15 protein-coding genes are annotated in these 16,510 nt (G+C 74.1%); 5 read left to right on the top strand and 10 right to left on the bottom strand.

Features of this window, described 5'->3' with window-relative positions:
* Positions 1-110 precede the first annotated feature (110 nt).
* A complete protein-coding gene (locus tag ACVMYR_RS04005; protein ID WP_043961068.1) occupies positions 111-332 on the bottom strand; it encodes a DUF397 domain-containing protein in 222 nt (73 codons plus the stop codon).
* Positions 302-1,183 carry a helix-turn-helix domain-containing protein gene (locus ACVMYR_RS04010; protein ID WP_077935411.1) on the bottom strand — a complete coding sequence of 294 codons (882 nt, stop codon included), beginning with the start codon at positions 1,181-1,183 and terminating at the stop codon, positions 302-304. Before ACVMYR_RS04010 ends, ACVMYR_RS04005 begins: the two co-directional genes overlap by 31 nt.
* Positions 1,184-1,818: 635 nt before the next feature.
* Here ACVMYR_RS04010 and ACVMYR_RS04015 point away from each other — a divergent pair.
* Positions 1,819-2,109: a hypothetical protein gene (locus tag ACVMYR_RS04015; RefSeq protein ID WP_043961066.1), complete on the top strand. Its 291-nt coding sequence runs from the start codon at positions 1,819-1,821 to the stop codon at positions 2,107-2,109.
* 101 nt (positions 2,110-2,210) lie between these two features.
* Positions 2,211-2,669 carry a hypothetical protein gene (locus ACVMYR_RS04020; RefSeq protein ID WP_077935410.1) on the top strand — a complete coding sequence of 153 codons (459 nt, stop codon included), beginning with the start codon at positions 2,211-2,213 and terminating at the stop codon, positions 2,667-2,669.
* Positions 2,670-2,732: 63 nt separating this feature from the next.
* Here the strand turns inward: ACVMYR_RS04020 and ACVMYR_RS04025 are convergent, their stop codons facing one another.
* Together ACVMYR_RS04025 and ACVMYR_RS04030 are read right to left on the bottom strand one after the other, a co-directional pair.
* Positions 2,733-3,404, bottom strand: a complete 672-nt coding sequence (locus ACVMYR_RS04025; protein WP_457121123.1) for a PASTA domain-containing protein — start codon at positions 3,402-3,404, stop codon at positions 2,733-2,735.
* A 97-nt stretch (positions 3,405-3,501) separates the two neighbouring features.
* Complete coding sequence (locus ACVMYR_RS04030; RefSeq protein WP_363632146.1) at positions 3,502-4,194, bottom strand: PASTA domain-containing protein; 693 nt, start codon at positions 4,192-4,194, stop codon at positions 3,502-3,504.
* Positions 4,195-4,305: 111 nt separating this feature from the next.
* Here ACVMYR_RS04030 and ACVMYR_RS04035 point away from each other — a divergent pair, with 111 nt between their 5' ends.
* A complete protein-coding gene (locus ACVMYR_RS04035; RefSeq protein WP_457121124.1) occupies positions 4,306-5,730 on the top strand; it encodes a hypothetical protein in 1,425 nt (474 codons plus the stop codon).
* Positions 5,731-5,784: 54 nt separating this feature from the next.
* Here ACVMYR_RS04035 and ACVMYR_RS04040 read toward each other — a convergent pair whose 3' ends face one another.
* A complete protein-coding gene (locus ACVMYR_RS04040) occupies positions 5,785-7,263 on the bottom strand; it encodes a glutamate--cysteine ligase (protein WP_077935406.1) in 1,479 nt (492 codons plus the stop codon).
* Between the two features lie 307 nt (positions 7,264-7,570).
* Positions 7,571-8,152 carry a YceI family protein gene (locus tag ACVMYR_RS04045; RefSeq protein WP_077935405.1) on the bottom strand — a complete coding sequence of 194 codons (582 nt, stop codon included), beginning with the start codon at positions 8,150-8,152 and terminating at the stop codon, positions 7,571-7,573.
* 101 nt (positions 8,153-8,253) lie between these two features.
* Here ACVMYR_RS04045 and ACVMYR_RS04050 point away from each other — a divergent pair, with 101 nt between their 5' ends.
* Positions 8,254-8,754 (top strand): MarR family winged helix-turn-helix transcriptional regulator, encoded by a 501-nt coding sequence (locus ACVMYR_RS04050; protein ID WP_077935404.1) that lies wholly within the window; start codon positions 8,254-8,256, stop codon positions 8,752-8,754.
* Between the two features lie 201 nt (positions 8,755-8,955).
* Here ACVMYR_RS04050 and ACVMYR_RS04055 read toward each other — a convergent pair whose 3' ends face one another.
* The 3 genes from ACVMYR_RS04055 to ACVMYR_RS04065 all read right to left on the bottom strand — a co-directional run bounded on the left by ACVMYR_RS04055 (position 8,956) and on the right by ACVMYR_RS04065 (position 14,618).
* A complete protein-coding gene (locus ACVMYR_RS04055) occupies positions 8,956-11,607 on the bottom strand; it encodes an ATP-binding protein (protein WP_457121125.1) in 2,652 nt (883 codons plus the stop codon).
* A gap of 158 nt (positions 11,608-11,765) precedes the next feature.
* Positions 11,766-12,920: an acyl-CoA dehydrogenase family protein gene (locus ACVMYR_RS04060; RefSeq protein WP_457121126.1), complete on the bottom strand. Its 1,155-nt coding sequence runs from the start codon at positions 12,918-12,920 to the stop codon at positions 11,766-11,768.
* 165 nt (positions 12,921-13,085) lie between these two features.
* Complete coding sequence (locus tag ACVMYR_RS04065) at positions 13,086-14,618, bottom strand: acyl-CoA carboxylase subunit beta (RefSeq protein WP_396789232.1); 1,533 nt, start codon at positions 14,616-14,618, stop codon at positions 13,086-13,088.
* Positions 14,619-14,835: 217 nt separating this feature from the next.
* Here ACVMYR_RS04065 and ACVMYR_RS04070 point away from each other — a divergent pair, with 217 nt between their 5' ends.
* The gene (locus ACVMYR_RS04070; RefSeq protein ID WP_396789231.1) at positions 14,836-15,411 is read left to right on the top strand and encodes a snapalysin family zinc-dependent metalloprotease; all 576 of its coding nucleotides are present in this window, start codon (positions 14,836-14,838) and stop codon (positions 15,409-15,411) included.
* Positions 15,412-15,557: 146 nt separating this feature from the next.
* Here the strand turns inward: ACVMYR_RS04070 and ACVMYR_RS04075 are convergent, their stop codons facing one another.
* Entirely contained in the window at positions 15,558-16,478 is a 921-nt protein-coding gene (locus ACVMYR_RS04075; RefSeq protein ID WP_077935413.1) for a hydroxymethylglutaryl-CoA lyase, read from the bottom strand.
* Between the last annotated feature and the right edge of the window lie 32 nt (positions 16,479-16,510).

Here is a 16,510-nt window from a genome sequence, read left to right on the forward strand (position 1 = left end):
TCCCGACGGGTTCAACGACCCGGGTCGGCGGTGGAAACGCGACGGGCGCGACCCCCGCCCCGGCCACGCTGCCGGAAGGGGTCACGCCCGTCGTGTCTAGGGGTCAGCGATCAGTCCCGGAGGAACGCGCCGTCCCTGGCCCCGGCGACGAAGGCGTGCCAGCCTGCCGGAGCGAAGACCAGGTTGGGACCGCTCTTGTCCTTCGAGTCCCGCACCCCGACCGCCCCGGTCACGTACGCCACCTCCACGCAGTTGTCACAGTTCGGCCCGCTCTTCGAGCTCTTGAACCACGTCGCCCGCGTCAGGTCCCCACGGAACCCCTTGGTCGCCATTTCCACAACGGCTCCTCTGCCAGTTTTGCGATTTGTGCGATGGATTCCTCCGGGCGCATGGCTGCTGCTCGAACATGATCGAAGATGAAGCTGTACTTCTGTAGCTCGTCGCTCTTCTCCAGGAAGAGCCCACCCGTGGCGTTCTCCGCGTACACGACATCCGGATCATTGGCTTCTGGGAAGCTGAGGATGGTGAAGGTGCCGTCCATGCCGGCGTGCGCTCCGACCGAGAACGGCAGGATCTGGAGCGTCACGTTCGGCAGCTCCGCCACCTCCACCAGCCGCTTGAGCTGGCCACGCATCACCGCGTCGCCGCCCACCGGCCGGCTCAGCACCGCCTCATCGAGCACCACCCACAGATCGACCGGATCGTCCTGGGTCAACAACGACTGACGGCCCAGTCGGACACGCACCCGTTGCTGAACCTGTTCGGTGGTGAAGTCCGGCCGGGCGGCGCGGATCATCGCCGAGGCGTATTCCTCGGTCTCCAGCAGGCCCGGGACGACCTGCTGCTCGTACTGCCGGATGGAGCTGGCGGCCGACTCCAGCCCGACGTAGGCCCCGACCAGCACGGTGCTGTAGGGGTGCCACCAGCCCTTCTGCCGGGCCTCCCGGGCGATCTGCACCAGCTCGTCGCTCTCCGCGCCGGACACTCCGTAGATCAGCAGCATGTCGCGGACGTCGCGCGGGGTGGCGGTGGTGTGGCCGGTCTCGATCCTGGAGATCTTCGACGCCGAGCACTCCAGCCGTTCGGCCACCGCCTCGATGGTGATGCGCGCGGCGTCGCGGTGCCGGCGCAGTTCGGCGCCGAGCCGGCGACGGCGGATGGTCGGGCTGCGCCGCTCGCTCACGACGCCCCCCGGCGGCCCACTGGGCCGAATCGCTCGCTGCTCGCCCTCACCCGGTTACCTCCGGTCGGTCGCGCCTGGGGTCGACGCCCGCCGGGGGCGCGACCGTCGGAACGGCGGGCGAGCGTTCGCGGCAGGGGTGATGGTGCCGGTCGTCGACCGGCCGCGACGGGCGGAACCGGCGTCCAGTGTGCCGGTCCGGGGACAGCGGCATCAAGCGTCTATTTCCGCGAGCCGCTCACGTATCGGCAAAAGTCGACATGCAACTTGCATGAAGCACGACACTCATGCAATCTGTCCGTAGGGCTCGAATCACTCACCGTTCCGGTCGGCCGCCGGAAAGGGACGATCCGCCGACGGGTGGGCGTCCGGTCGAGGGATACCAGCCCGGCACCGCACGACAAGATCCGCTCCGGGCGAGGACCCCGCTGCCGCACGTCAGGGTGACTGTGGTGGCGGGCGCGACGACCGGGAGCGGCGGGGTGCTGGTCGGGTGCGGGCACGCCACCAACGCGCCCGACCCGACCAGCATCACCAGCGCCGCCGGTTCACGAGGCACAACCCCGTCACCAGGCGAGACATCCCCCGAAACACCAGCCACCGGCGTGCCCGCCGGCCGATCTCCCCAGGAGAACTCTGTGCTTCCCCGCTCAGGTGACGTGCTGCACGTGACGCGCGCGGCGAGTGTCCAGTTCCTCAAGCCGATCATGTTCCGCGTGATCCGGGTGCTCGACTGGCCCACCTACGACGGTTGGATGTGGCTCGAAGGCTACGAGCTGAACGCGGCGGGGGACGCGGTCAGCCGGCGTTCGATCTACGTGCAGGCCGCAGGCCTGCGCCAGCTTCGGGCCGCCGCCCAACCCCGGCAGCGCACCGTCCCCGTCCGGCAGCGCCGCCCCGTGGTGCGTACCCCCGCCCGGGTCGGCTGACCAGCCGAAACCCGTCCCGGTGGGCGTGCCACCGCCATAGAATCGGTACGCCCACCCCGGCGAACGTCTCCACCCCGCGCGTCCCGGACCCTGAACCTGGGATGGTCATGGTCATACTGCCCGCCGCGCGGCGGCACCACAGGTCCCGTACGATCTACGCCTTCGGGCTGCTGGCGCTCCTCGGCGCCGCCACCACCCTCGGGGTGGTGGTCCGCTACCCGACCCTGTCGGCCACCGAGCTGGCCGCGCCGGTCCCCGCGCCGGAGATCACCGTCGTCGACGAGGAGCCGGAGCCCGACTGGGCCGCCCCGGCGGATCCACCGGCCGTCCCGGGCCCCGTCGGTGCGGGAGCGGACGCGGCGGGCGTGCCGACCGGTCCACCGGCCGGCGCGGGGGCCGGCGCCGGAACGGACCCGGTGGTCGAGGCCGGGCGGGCCGCGGCGGGGCCCACCTCCCAGCGGGACGAGACGAGCCGCTCCCTGTTCTGGTCCGGTCTCCTCGGGCTCGCCATCTCCCTGGCCGGGCTGGGCCTGGTCGGCACCAGACGCCGCATGTGGTGACCGGCGTCGGGCGCGAAGCGCGGTGACCGAACCCGGTGCCGGGCGTGACGACCGGATCCGCCGTCAGGGGGTCGGGGTCGCCGGGGTCGTCGGGGCCGCCGCGCTGCTCGTCGGTGCCGGTGCCGCCGCGACCACCAGGATGACCTGATCGCCGGCCGGCACCAGCGTCCCCGCCTCCGGGTCGGTCTCCAGCACCGTGCCGGCCGGCCGGTCGGACTCACGGGTCTCGACGCGGTGGTCGACCCCGAGCCGGTCCAGGATCCGCTCGGCCGTCGCCCGGGGCAGCCCCACCAGCGGCGGCATCGGCACCCCGGCCGGGGTCGTGGCCGGCGGCGTCGTCGGGGTGGGGGACGGCCCACCGGTCGTCGCCTCGGTCGTCGGTGCCCCGGTCGTCGCCGGTGCCGAGGTCGGGCCCGCCGACGGCGTCTCCTCGGGACCGGTGCCGTCGCCGGACGACTGGGCCAGCCAGAAGCCGACGCCCAGCAGGCCGAGCAGCAGCAGCGCCACGACACCGAGCAGGATCGGCGTCCACCAGCGCCGGCCGGGCTGCTCCTCGGCGTACCACTCGCCGGTCGGGGGCCCGTACTCCGCCGGTCGGGGCGGCGGCACCCCGGCCCGACCGGACCACACCTGCCCGCCGGCCGGCTTCGGCCGGTCGTCGTCACCGGGCTTCGGCAGCGGCCGGGTCTGGTCACCGGCGTCGTCGGGGGGCGGGTCCTGGCGGTCGTCGCTCATGGCACGTCCTCTCCCACACCGGGCGGGGCGGCTGGCCCTCCCATCCACGCTAACCGCTGTGGGCCAGCGCGGCCGGGACCGGCGCGGCGAGCCGCCGTCACGGCGTGGGCGGCGGCTCCGCGCTCGGCTCGCCGGGCTCCTCGCCGCAGGTCAGAGCCACCTTGTCGTTCCAGTGCGCCGTGCTGTCGGCCGCCGGCGCCTGGGCCGTGACGACGCCGGTCCGGCCCGTCGGATAGCCGGGGTAGAGGCCCTCCTCGACCAGGTCCTCGGCCGCGTCGTCGCAGTCGTCGCCGACCAGGTCGGGGACGCTGACCTCGGGTGCGGGCCCGGCGACGTACAGCGCGACGGTCGTCCCCCGCGACACGGGGGAGCCGACGGGCGGGTCGGCGCGCCGCACGTCCCGCCCCGACTCCGCGCCGAAGACCAACCGCCAGCCCAGCCGCAGGTCCCGCAGCTCGTCCCGCGCGTCCTCGAAGTCCGTGCCCACCACGGGCGGGACGGTCAGCCCGGTGGAGCGGGTGGGCGCGGTGGTCCGGGTCGCCGGAGCGGTCGTCCGGGCCGGCGACGACGGGGCCTCGGAGGGGGGTGCCGTGGCCGAGACGTCGGGCTGCGCGGCCGGGAGGCCGGGCGACGGGTCGTCCTCACCGGCCAGCAGCCAGCCACCGGCCGCGCCGGCCAGCGCGAGGAGCGCGACGGCCAGGCCGCCGCCCAGCAGCTTGGCCGACCGGCCCGAGCCGGTCGCGTCGGCCTCGTCGGGGTACGCCTCCCCCACGGTGTTCCCGTCCGTCACAGCGCCCACCACCTCATCACCGGCGACCGTACCGGGGGCACGCCAGGCACCCCGGCGCGGGTTCCCCGCCACGACTCGCCGGGCCGCCCCAGGGGCGTTACGCTGCCCGGCATGGCCAGACGGGGCTGGGGAGGATCGATCGCCACCGCGATCGGTGTCGCTGCCGGCGCGGGCGCCGCCCAATTGGGCTTCGGCTACGGGCTGGGCATCATCAACTGGTCGGCGTCGGGCGTCGACGCGGGCGAGGCGGCGTGGGTGGCGAGCCTCGCGTGGGCGACCTGGATCTCGGCCACCTCGACGATCGCGGGCGCGGTCTGCGCCCAGCGGCTACGGCGTCCCGTCGCCCGGTCAGCAGACCGGGCCGCGACCGCCCCGGACGGGGTCACGACCGATGCGGAGCCCACCGCCGCTGCCCAGCCGACCGCTACCGCGGAGCCCACTGCCACTGCCACTGCCGAGCCCACTGCCACCGCCGAGCCGGCCGTCCCGGAGCCGGCTCCGGCGCCGGGCACCCCGGCACCGGCCGCCGCTACGGATTCGGTCGCCCCGGCACCGGCCGCCGCCCGCGGGCCGGAGGTGGCCGACCCGGGACCGGAGGTGGCCGACCCGGGACCGGAGGTGGCCGACCCGGGACCCGACGTGGCCGACGCCGTCGACCCGGTCGCCGGGCCGGGGCCGACCGGCCCGCCCCGGCCGGCGGGAGCGCTCGTGCTGGCGCTGGCCGCTGCGGTCGGCGCGCTGGTCACCGTGCTGCTGGTGGCCGTGCCGGCACGGATGGCGGACGTGCCCGGCGTCGCCGCACCGCAGGCCATGGCCGCCGGGTACGCCGGAATCGGCCTGTTCCTCGGGCTGCTCGTGGCGGTCTGGGCGCTGCGCTCGCCCGCTGCGGCGGCCAACGTGATCGCTACCGCCGGCTGGCTCTGGCTTCTCGCCGTGGTCGCCGTGGTGGACGGGGTGCTCGCCGGGCGCGGGCTGACCACCGCCCAGCTCGGGATCTGGCAGCTCAGCGCCGACCGGCCCGACTTCTGGATCCGGGACTGGTTCTACTGGCCCGGCGCGTCGCTGGCGCTCGGCTCGGCGCTGCTGATCGGGGCGCTGGGCGCGCGGCGTGCCGCCCGGTCGGCGGAGCACCGGCTCGGGGCGGCGGCCTCCGGCGGGGCCGGGCCGGTCCTCGTCGCGCTGGCGTACCTGCTGGTCGTGCCCGGCCTGAGCACGCTCGGCCGGGAGCAGGTGTCGGCGCACCTGGTCGCCCCGTACGCCGTGGTGGTGGGTTTCGCCGGATCGGTGCTGACGGCGGCGCTCGCCCAGCGCTCCGCGACCCGCCGGAGCGCCGGGCGCGACCTCGCGGGGCAGGCGGCCGGGTCCTCGAAGCCGACGACGGGCGGACGCGGCTCCGCCGCGCCGGCCGTGCTGCCCCGGCAGCGCTCCGGTGCCGCCGGAAAGGCCGGGGAGGCCGGTGAGGCCGGGGAGGCGACCGCGACGACCGGCCCCGGGCCGGCCCGGCTGGTCGACACGGAGGCCGACCAGCCGGCGTGATCAACCTTGTGCCGGCGGGGTGGTGGTCCGGCCGCCGGCGAGGTGGTGGGTCGGTCAGTCGACCGGCCAGGTATGCACCGGTTCGTTCTTCCGCTGCAACTCCGCGTAGCGCTGCACCATGTGGTGCAGGGCCGCGTCGCGTTCCAGGCCCCGGTGGTGCTCGGCCGCCCAGACCGTCTCGGTCTGCCAGACCGCGCCGTTGCGGCCGGTGCGGCAGCGCTGCTCGATGATGCCGAGCAGGCGGTCCCGCTCGGCGGGCGCGACGCCGAAGCGGTCCAGCCCGGTGGCCGCCGTCGGCAGCAGGGTGTCGAGCACCAGCTTGGTCACCGGCACGTCCCCGAGGCGCGGCCAGTGCAGGACGGCGTCCATCCCGCGCCGGGCGGCGGCGTGGAAGTTCTCCTCGGCGGAGCTGAAGGTGAGCTGGCTCCAGATCGGCCGGTCCGCCTCGGCCAGGCCCCGCGCGAGGCCGAAGTAGAAGGCGGCGTTCGCGAGCATGTCGACCACGGTCGGGCCGGCGGGCAGCACCCGGTTCTCCACGCGCAGGTGGGGCCGGCCGTTCATGATGTCGTAGACGGGCCGGTTCCAGCGGTAGACCGTGCCGTTGTGCAGCCGGAGTTCCGCCAGCTCGGGCACGCCCCCGGCGTGCAGGACCTCGACCGGGTCCTCGTCCTCGCAGATCGGCAGCAGCGGCGGGAAGTAGCGGACGTTCTCCTCGAACAGGTCGAAGATCGACGTGATCCAGCGCTCGCCGAACCAGACCCGGGGGCGTACGCCCTGGGCCTTCAGCTCGTCGGGGCGGGTGTCGGTGGCCTGCTGGAACAGGGCGATCCGGGTCTCGGCCCAGAGCTGCCGGCCGTACAGGTAGGGGGAGTTCGCCCCGACGGCCACCTGGACGCCCGCGATGGCCTGGGAGGCGTTCCAGTAGTCGGCGAAGCTGTCCGGGGCGACCTGGAGGTGGAACTGGAGGCTCGTGCAGGCGGCCTCCGGCGCGATGGAGTCGGTGTGCGTCCGGAGCCGCTCGACGCCGCGGATGTCCAGCTCGATGTCCTCGCCCCGGGCACCGACGATCTGGTCGTTGAGCACCCGGTACCGGGCGGCGGTGGAGAGGTTGTCGGCCACCAGGTGCCGCTCGGTCAGTGTGGGCAGGATGCCGACCAGGACGATCCGCGCGTCGGACGACGCCGCCCGCGCGTCGGCCCGGTCCAGGCTGCTGCGCAGGTCACGCTCGTAGTCGGCGAAGCCGGCGCCCTCGATGAGCCGGGGCTCGGCGTTCAGCTCCAGGTTGAACCGCCCCAACTCGGTCTGGAAGAGCGGGTCGGCGATGTCCGCGAGGATCTCGTCGTTGCGCATCGCCGGCTCGGCGGCCGGGTCCATCAGGTTGAGCTCGATCTCCAGCCCGGTCATTGGCCGGTCGGCGTCGAAGCCGAAGTCGTCCAGCATCAACGCGAAGACGTCCAGGCACCTCCGGACCTTCTGCCGGTAGTGGAGCCTGTCCTCTCGGGAGAAGGCGCCCTGCTCGACGTCCCTGCCCATGTGTCCTCCCGGCGCGAGGCGCGGCGGGGCCTGCCGCCCGCAGCGCACATTGTGAACCTTCTACGGTAAAAGCACCCCCCGCGCCGGGCCAGGGGCCGACGCCGGACGGTCACCTCTGCGGCGACCGCGACCGGCCTGGAACGCGCTCCCGACCGCCTCTCTACCCAGGTGGGGGCGCGCGCCACCGCCCCCGCGAAGGGGCCGACCGTGACAATTCGCACGCTCCCGCCGAAGGGACTCCGGCGGAACGGCCGCGGGCCCGCGTCGACTGGTGCGACGCGGGCCCGGGTCTCGTGGAGCGGGGCGGTCAGGCCTGGCGGACGCCCTCGCCCTCGATCTCGATCTTGATCTTCTTGCCGACCAGCACGCCGCCGGTCTCCAGGGCGACGTTCCAGGTGAGGCCGAAGTCCTCGCGGTCGATCTCGGTGCTGGCGGAGAAGCCGAAGATGTCCTGGCCGAACGGGCTGCGGCCCACGCCCTCGAACTCGACCTCCAGCTCCACCGGACGCGTCACGCCCTTGATGGTCAGCTCACCGGTGAGGACGAACTCGTTGCCGTCCCGGGACTTCACGCCCGTGCTGCGGTACTCCAGGGTCGGGAAGGCCTCGGTGTCCAGGAACTCGGGGCTGCGCAGGTGGCCGTCCCGGTCGGCCTGGGCGGTGCTGATGCTGGCGGCCTGGATGGTCGCGGAGACCGAGGACTGCATCGGGTCCTCGGCGATGGTGATGGTGGCGGTCGCGTCGGCGAACTCACCGCGCACCTTGCTGACCATCATGTGCCGGGCGACGAACCCGACCCGCTTGTGGGCGACGTCCAGCAGATAGGTGCCGGCCGCCGGGATCGTGAGGCCCTCCCACTCGCGGGTAACCGATCCGTTGCTGCTGGTCATGGTGCTGCCCTCCAGGAGAGATTGTTCAGTGGCCCAACGACTGACCGAGCAACTATAGACAGAGCAATATTCCGTGTGTCAAGTATTGCTATGATGAACTCGTGGACCAGAACGTGTTCGACGACCCCCGGATCACCGCCGTCGGTCTCCTCGTCGAGGCGCACGCCGGGCTGTCGGCCCGGTTCGCCGCCCAGTACGAGGAGCACGGGCTCTCTCCGGTCGAGTTCGAGGTGCTCACCCGCCTCGCCCGCTCGCCGGGCAACCAGCTGCGCATGACCGACCTGGCCGCGCAGACCTCGCTCTCCACCAGCGGGGTGACCCGGGTGGTGGACCGGATGGAACGCGACGGCCTGCTCTGCCGCCGGGCCTGCCCGTCCGACCGGCGCAGCTCGTACGCGGTGGTCACCGCCGCCGGGTTGCAGCGGCTGGACCAGACCCTCCCCGGGCACCTGCGGATCATCGAGGAGTGGTTCATCGGCCAGCTGGAGCCGGAGGAGCTGCGCACCCTCCTCCACGGCCTGCGCCGCGTACGCGATGCGGTGCATCCGGGCGCGACCGCCGGCAGCACCGACCCGGTCCCGACGGAAGCCGCCTCCTCCTGACCGCCCGGCGGACGGGCCGGAGGCACCGGCAGAAAGACCGGCAGAACCGCCCACCCGCCGACAACAAACCGGATTAAGCAGACAAGTCACACCGCCGAGGGTGGCTACTGTTCTCCCAGCGGGGGCGCACCGGGGGGTGCCGGCGCGAGCGATGAGCGAGGGGTAAAACCAGGGGGCTTCTTCGCTCGCGCCGCCCCCGCGTCAACATTCCCGGGCACGCCCGGTCGACTCGGGTCGGCCGGGCCGCCGCAGCGGTGCCAGCAGCGCATCCTCCCGGGGCAGCAGGCTGATCCCGTTCTGCCGACAGGCGGCGTCGAGGCGGTCGAGCACGCCCGCGTCCCGGGTGCTCGCCGCGAGCCCGACGAGCGCCTCCACCAGGTCCCGCCGGTCCTGACCGGCGACGGTCCCCTCCGCTGCGGCGGCGAACCACTCGGCCGCCAGCTCACCGTCGGCCCGGTGCAGGGCGATGTTCGCCTCGATGAGCGCGCAGATCCCGTCCTCGAACCGGGCCTCCCCCGGCCGGCCGCGCAGCGGCTCGGCACCGAGCGCCGCGTCACCGGCCGCGCAGGTGCGCAGACCCGCCAGCACCTCGGCCGCCTCGTCGGGACGCCCGTCCTGGGCCAGCGCCAGGCCGATCGTGCCGAGGGCCCGCCGACGGTGCCCCGGGTCGCCGACCTCCACCAGCCCGGCGGCCACCCGGCGACCCTGCTCCACGGCGTCGGCGTACCGGCCCTCCAGCCGGGTGACCTCGGCCAGGTCGGCCCGGGCCAACACGCGCAGCCGCCGCTCGCCGGACTGGGCGGCCAGCCGGTCCATGGCGGCCAGGCGACGCCGCGCCCCGGCCAGGTCGCCCACCCGGACGTCGTGCCAGGCGAGGCTGTGCTGCGCCACGGCCATGTCGCGCAGCCGCCCGTGCCGGGTGGCCAGGACGAGGACGGCGGCGGCCTGGTCGCGCGCCTCGTCGTGCCCCCCGGTCGCGCCCAGCAGCGCGCAGAGCACCGCCCGCGCCTCCAGCTCCCCGGCCACGTCACCGGCCCGGTGCAGGATGGCCCAGGCGTCCCGGGCCGCCGGCAGCTCCTGCTCCGCCGCGCCGTGCTCGACGGCGAGCCGGGCCGCGCCCAGCACCGCCCGGGCGCGCAGCCCCGGATCGGCGGCGGCGGTGCGCGGGTCGGCCAGCAGCCGCCGCAGCCACTGCCGCCCGACGACGTCCCGGCCCCGGAACCGCCACCAGCGGGCCAGCCCGACGGCCAGCCGGAGCGCTGTCGACGGGTCGTCGACAGCGGCGTGGGCCAGCGCGGCGGTGATGTCGGCGGTCGCCTCGTCCAGCCGGCGCACCGCCGAGGTCAGCTGCGGGCCGGCCAGGTCGGGGGCCGTCCGGGCCACCAGCCGCGCGAAGACCTCCGCGTGCCGCCGCCGGACGTCGCACCGTTCCCCGGCGCCGATGGCCTGCTCGGCGGCGAACTCCCGCACCGCGTCGAGCAGCCGGAACCGGAACGGACCGGTCCCCCGGACGCTCAGCAGGCCGAGCTGGAGCAACCGGTCCAGCAGCGGCACCGGGTCGATCGAGACCGTGCCCTCCGGGTCGGCATCGTCGGCCAGCATCTCCTCGGCCAGCTCCACGGACCACCGGTTGCGGAACACGGAGAGCCGACGCAGGGCGGCCCGCTCGTCCGGGGCGAGGAGGCGGTAGCTGGCGGCCACCGCGTCCCGCAGGGTGACCGTCGCCCCACCCCCCGGCGTCCACCCGGGCCCGGGCCGCTGGGCCGGCGAGGTAGCGAGGTCGAGGACGCGGTCGCCGTACCGGTCGAGCAGCTCGTTGAGGTCGAGGATTCGCCCCCGGGCGGCCATCAGCTCGATGGCGAGGGGCAGCCCACCCAGCCGGCGGGCCAGCGCGGCGAGGGCCGGCAGCTCGGCCGGGTCCGGCGGCTCCCGCCGCACCCGGGCCAGCCGCGCCGTGAACAGCGCCACCGCCGGGTAGCCGGCCAGGACGGCCGGCCCGGCCGGGTCCAGCTCGGGCGGCGGCACGTCCAGCGGCGGTACGGGCCAGACGCGCTCGCCGGGCACACCGACCGGGTGCCGCCCGGTGACCAGCACCCGCAGCGTGGGCACCGCCCCCGCGAGCCGGTGCAGCGCCCCGGCCACCGGGTCGGGCGCCCGCTCCACCGCGTCGATCAGCAGCAGCGCCGGACGGGCGGCCAGTCGCACCGCGAGGTCGGACGCGCGGGCCGCGCCGAAGGCCGCCGCCGCGGCGGAGAGCACGTCGGCCGGGTCCGAGCCCTCCCCGACGAGCACCCCGGCGACCTCGCCCGGCGACCGCCCAGCCACGGCGTGGGCGACCGCCAGGGCCAGCGCCGTCTTGCCCACCCCGGCCAGCCCGACCAGGCTGACCACGGGCGGGCCGTGGTCGGCGGTGAGCAGCTCGACGAGTTCGGCGACGTCCCGCTCCCGGCCGATCAGCTCGACGGGCGGCGGGAGCGCGATCGGCGTACCCCCGGGGTGGGCGGCCGACGGCGGCCCGGCACCGACCGGGTGGGGAACCGACGGCGGCGGGGCGGCGGGTGGTTCGTCGGCCGCGCGGGCGGGGTCGGCCGGGGCCGTCCCGCGGGCGACGGCGACGAACGCCCCGCGGACGGGCCCGGCGAGGCCGAGGGCACCGGCCAGCAGGTCGATGGTGGTCCGCTGCGGCCGCGCGGACCGGCCCCGCTCCAGGTCGCGGACCGTCCGCACCCCGACCCCGGCGCGGGCGGCCAGCTCGGCCTGGGTGAGGCCGGCGGCGTGCCGGTGCGCGCGCAGCAGGGCGGACAATCCGGTACGACCGTCCGCGCCCGGCGGACGGTCATGATCGGGAGCCATGGGCAGGAAGGGTACGGATCGGGTCTGACTGTCGTCAGCCAACCGTCGCCCTGCCGACGCTGACCGGCACAAATATCCGACAGCGCTGCACGCGGGAGTTTACCGGCGTGAGAAGGGGACCCTTCTCTACCTCAGGCGTTAATAGGGGGCCCTTCCTTTCACAGGCCGAGGTCGCGGGCGATGATCATGCGCTGGACCTCGCTGGTGCCCTCGCCGATCTCCAGGATCTTCGAGTCGCGCCAGAACCGGGCCACCGGGTACTCGTTCATGAAGCCGTAGCCGCCGTGGATCTGGGTCGCCTCGCGGGCGTTGTCCACGGCGACCGTGCTGGCGTGCAGCTTGGCGATCGCCGCCTGCCGCTTGAACGGCTCGCCGGCCAGCATCCGGGCGGCGGCGTCGTAGTAGGCCAGGCGGGCGGTGTGCGCCTTCAGCTCCATGTCGGCGATCTTGAACTGGATGGCCTGGTAGTTGCCGATCGGCTGGCCGAACGCCTGGCGCTGGCTCGCATACTTGATCGACTCGTCGACGCAGCCCTGGGCGAGGCCGACGGCCAGGGCGGCGATGGCGATGCGACCCTCGTCGAGGATGCGCAGGAACTGGGCGAAGCCCCGGCCCCGCTCGCCGAGCAGGTTGGCCGCCGGCACCCGGCAGTCGTCGAAGGTCAGCTCGTGGGTGTCCGAGGCGGTCCAGCCGACCTTCGAGTAGCCCGGCGCGACCGTGAACCCGGGGGTGCCCGACGGGACGATGATCGTGGACAGCTCCTTCGACCCGTCCGGCCGGGTGCCCGTGACGGCGGTGACCGTCACGAGGGCGGTGATGTCGGTGCCCGAGTTGGTGATGAACGCCTTCGAGCCGTTGATCACCCACTCGTCGGTGGACTCGTCGAGGATGGCCCGGGTCTGGGTGCCGCCCGCGTCCGACCCGGTGCCGGGCTCGGTGAGGCCGAAGCCGGCCAGCGCCTCGCCGCTGAGCAGCCTCGGCAGCCACCGCTCCCGCTGCTCGGCCGTGCCGAAGCGGAAGATCGGCATCGCGCCGAGGGAGACGGCCGCCTCCAGGGTGATCGCCACGCTGGAGTCGACCCGCGCCAACTCCTCCAGGGCCAGGCAGAGCGCGAAGTAGTCGCCGCCCATGCCGCCGTGCTCCTCGGGGAAGGGCAGGCCGAACAGGCCCATCTTGCCCATCTGCCGGATCACCTCGTACGGGAAGGTGTGCTTCTCGTAGTGCTCGGCGATGACCGGGGCGACCACCTCGCGGGCGAAGTCCCGCACGCTGGACCGCAGCGCCTCTTGCTCCTCGGTGAGCCGGAAGTCCATCGGTTCCTCCTGTACGCAGTCCTCCGTCGGACGCTCGTGACGCCGACGGGGTGGGTGGTCCTGGGTAGCGGTGGTGGCCGTCGGTGGTGGCCGTCGCTGTGCTGGTGGGGGCGTCGCGGTGGTGGCCCGGGGTCGCGGTGGTGGTGCTGGCCCCGGCGCGGCGGGTCAGACCGGGGTGACGCCGTGCCGGCGGCGGGAGAAGTGCCGGTCCTTCGTGCGGGCGGCGGCGTACCGGCGGACCAGCTCGGCGCGCAGGTCGTGCGGCTCGACGATCGTGTCGACCACCAGCTCGCTGGCCAGGCGGACGACGTCGATGTCGCGCTCGTACTCGGCGCGCTTGGCGGCGACGAAGGCGGCCCGTTCCGCCTCGTCGGCGATGGCCGCGATCTTGTTGGCGTAGACGGCGTTGACGGCGGCCTCCGCACCCATCACCGCGATCTTCGCGGTGGGCAGGGCGATCGTCGCGTCGGGCTCGAAGCCGGGGCCGGCCATCGCGTAGAGGCCCGCGCCGTACGCCTTGCGGACCACCACGCAGATCTTCGGCACCGTCGCCTCGGAGATCGCCGTGATCATCTTGGCCCCGTGCCGGATGATGCCCTGCTTCTCCACCGCGCTGCCCACCATGAACCCGGGCACGTCGGACAGGAACAGCAGCGGCACGTTGAACGCGTCGCAGAGCTGCACGAACCGGGTCGCCTTGTCGGCCGAGTCGACGAAGAGCACGCCGCCCTTGAACATCGAGTTGTTGCCGACGACGCCGACGACCTCGCCGTCGAGCCGGCCGAAGCCGATGGTCAGCTCCCTGGCCCAGAGCGCCTGGATCTCGAAGAAGCTGCCGTCGTCGAGCAGGCCCTTGACGTACCGGCGCATGTCGAACGCCTGCCGCTCGCTGGCCGGCACCAGCGCGGCCAGGTCGGCCTTGGCCGGCGCGGGCGTCGCCTCGGCGGCCGGCGGCGGCTGGGTCCAGTTGGCCGGCAGGTAGGACAGGTAGCGGCGGACCACGTCGAGCGCCTCGGCCTCGGTCTTGCAGAGGAAGTGCCCGACGCCGGACTCGGCGCAGTGCACCCGCGCCCCGCCCATCGCCTCCAGGGTGGTCTTCTCGCCGGTCACCATCTCGACCATCCGGTCGGAGCCGAGATACATGCTGGCGTTGCCGTCGACCATCGCCACCACGTCGCAGAACGCCGGGATGTAGGCCCCGCCGGCCGCGCTCGGCCCGAACAGGGCGCACACCTGCGGGATCGAGCCGGAGGCGCGGACCTGGTTCCAGAAGATCTTCCCGGCACCGCGCCGGCCGGGGAACAGGTCGACCTGGTCGGTGATCCGCGCGCCGGCCGAGTCGACCAGGTAGACCATCGGCACGCCGGTCGAGTAGGCCCGCTCGATGATCCGGATGATCTTTTCGACGGTACGCGCGCCCCAGCTGCCCGCCTTGACCGTGGAGTCGTTGGCCATCAGGCAGACCGGCCGGCCGTCGATGGTGGCGGTGCCGGTGACGACGCCGTCGGCGGGCAGGCCGTCGGCCAGGGCGTTGGCGTAGAGGCCGTCCTCGACGAACGAGCCCTCGTCGACCAGGAGCGCCACCCGTTCGCGGGCGAAGAGCTTGCCCTTGGCCGCGTTGGCCGCGTGGTATTTGTCCGCACCGCCGGCCCGGGCGCGCTTGCGCAGCTGCTCCAGTGCCTCACCGTCGAGCGTCACGCCGACTCCCCATTGCCGCCACCGTGCCGGCCCGCCGCACGGGCACGCCGACCACCCTGAACGATCGTTAGGGTATCCCACTCGCCACCCGATCGGCGACCCCGGGGCGGACCGAACGCCCGACGCGCCACGAATCGAGTGATCGTGATCAACATATTGAAATGTGTAGATGGTTCTCGTTAGGCTCCCGACACCCCCTCCCGGATTGGAGTCAGCGATGGCCTCACGAATCAGCCGGACCCTGGTCGCGATGGTCGCGACGGCCGGTGCGACCCTCGGCGTCACCCTCGCCAACCCGTCGCCCGCGTCCGCTGCCATGACCATCTGCTACAACACCAGCCAGGCCCCGAGCTACGCCAGCATCGCCAACCAGGCCGCCACGATCTGGAACAACGCCACGTCGAACCTGACGCTCACGGCGAACTGCGGCACCAACCTCCGGATCTACCAGATCACCGGCGGCGGCTCGTACGCCGTGCGGACCAGCCTCGGCAACGGGCGGGTCTACATCGACACCCAGCAGGCCGCCCAGTACAGCCCGCTGCGGATCATGACCCACGAGATCGGGCACATCCTCGGCCTGCCCGACAACTACAACGGCAACTGCGCGATCCTCATGTCCGGCGGCAGCGCCGGCACGAGCTGCACCAACCCGTACCCGAGCAGCGCCGAGGCGAGCCGGGTGACCAGCCTGTTCGCCGGCACGCTCAGCGCCACCGAGCGGGGCACGGACAGCAGCGGGGCAGCCGTCTTCCGCGACAGCTGGCCCGCCGCGCTCGCCCCGGTGGGCTGACCGAGCGGAAACACCGGAGGGGCCGGCACACCGCCGGCCCCTCCGCCGCGTCCAGCAGGCCCTGCCGACTCCTGGCCCGTCGCGCCCGGCCCTGCCGCCTCTTGGCCCGTCGCACCCGGCCCGGCAGGGCCGCGTCTCCCGGTCGGTCAGGCCGGCAGGGGGGTCAGCCGGGTGCGCGGGCCCGCCCGCAGGACGCCGGAGGGGAGCTTCTTGCCGAGCAGCTCCTCGGCCAGCTCCGCCACCTCGACGAGGGCCGCCAGGTCGATGCCGGTGTCGATGCCCATGTCGTGCAGCATGTGCACCGCCTCCTCGGTGGCCAGGTTGCCGCTGGCCCCCGGCGCGTACGGGCAGCCGCCGAGGCCGCCGACGCTGGCGTCGAACTCGGTCACCCCCAGCTCCAGGGCCGTCAGCAGGTTGGCCAGCGCCGTGCCCCGGGTGTTGTGGAAGTGCAGCAGCACGGGGACGTGCGCGTTGCGGTCGCGTACCGCGCTGATCAGCTCGCGGACCCGGCGCGGCGTGCCCATGCCCGTGGTGTCACCGAACGCGACCCGGTCCGCGCCGTCGCGGACCACGCGGTCGACGATGCCGGCGACCCGCGCCGGGTCGACGTCCCCCTCGTACGGGCAGCCGAAGCTGGTCGCCACGATCACCTCGGCGGTTGCCCCGGCACCGTGCAGCAGGTCGATCAGCTCGGCGATGTCGTCGAGCGACTCGGCGGTGGACCGGTTGACGTTGCGCCGATTGTGCGTGTCGCTGGCCGAGACCACCACCTCGATCTCGGTGAACCCGGCCGCCAGGGCCCGCTGCGCGCCCCGGGTGTTCGGCACCAGCGCCGAGTAGCGCACCCCGTCGACCTTCGCCGCCCGACGCCACACCTCGTCCGCGTCGGCCATCTGCGGGATCGCCTTGGGGTGCACGAACGACACCGCCTCGATGCGGTGCACGCCGGTGCCGGAGAGCGCGTCGATCAACCGCACCTTGGCCTCGGTCGGGATGGGCTCCTCGTTCTGGAGTCCGTCGCGCGGCCCGACCTCCCGGATCGAGACCGCCGCTGGCATCTGGCTCATGGTCACCTCGCTGTGACGTCGGGCCGCCGGGG

The sequence above is a fragment of the Micromonospora sp. PTRAS2 genome (genome assembly GCF_054052245.1).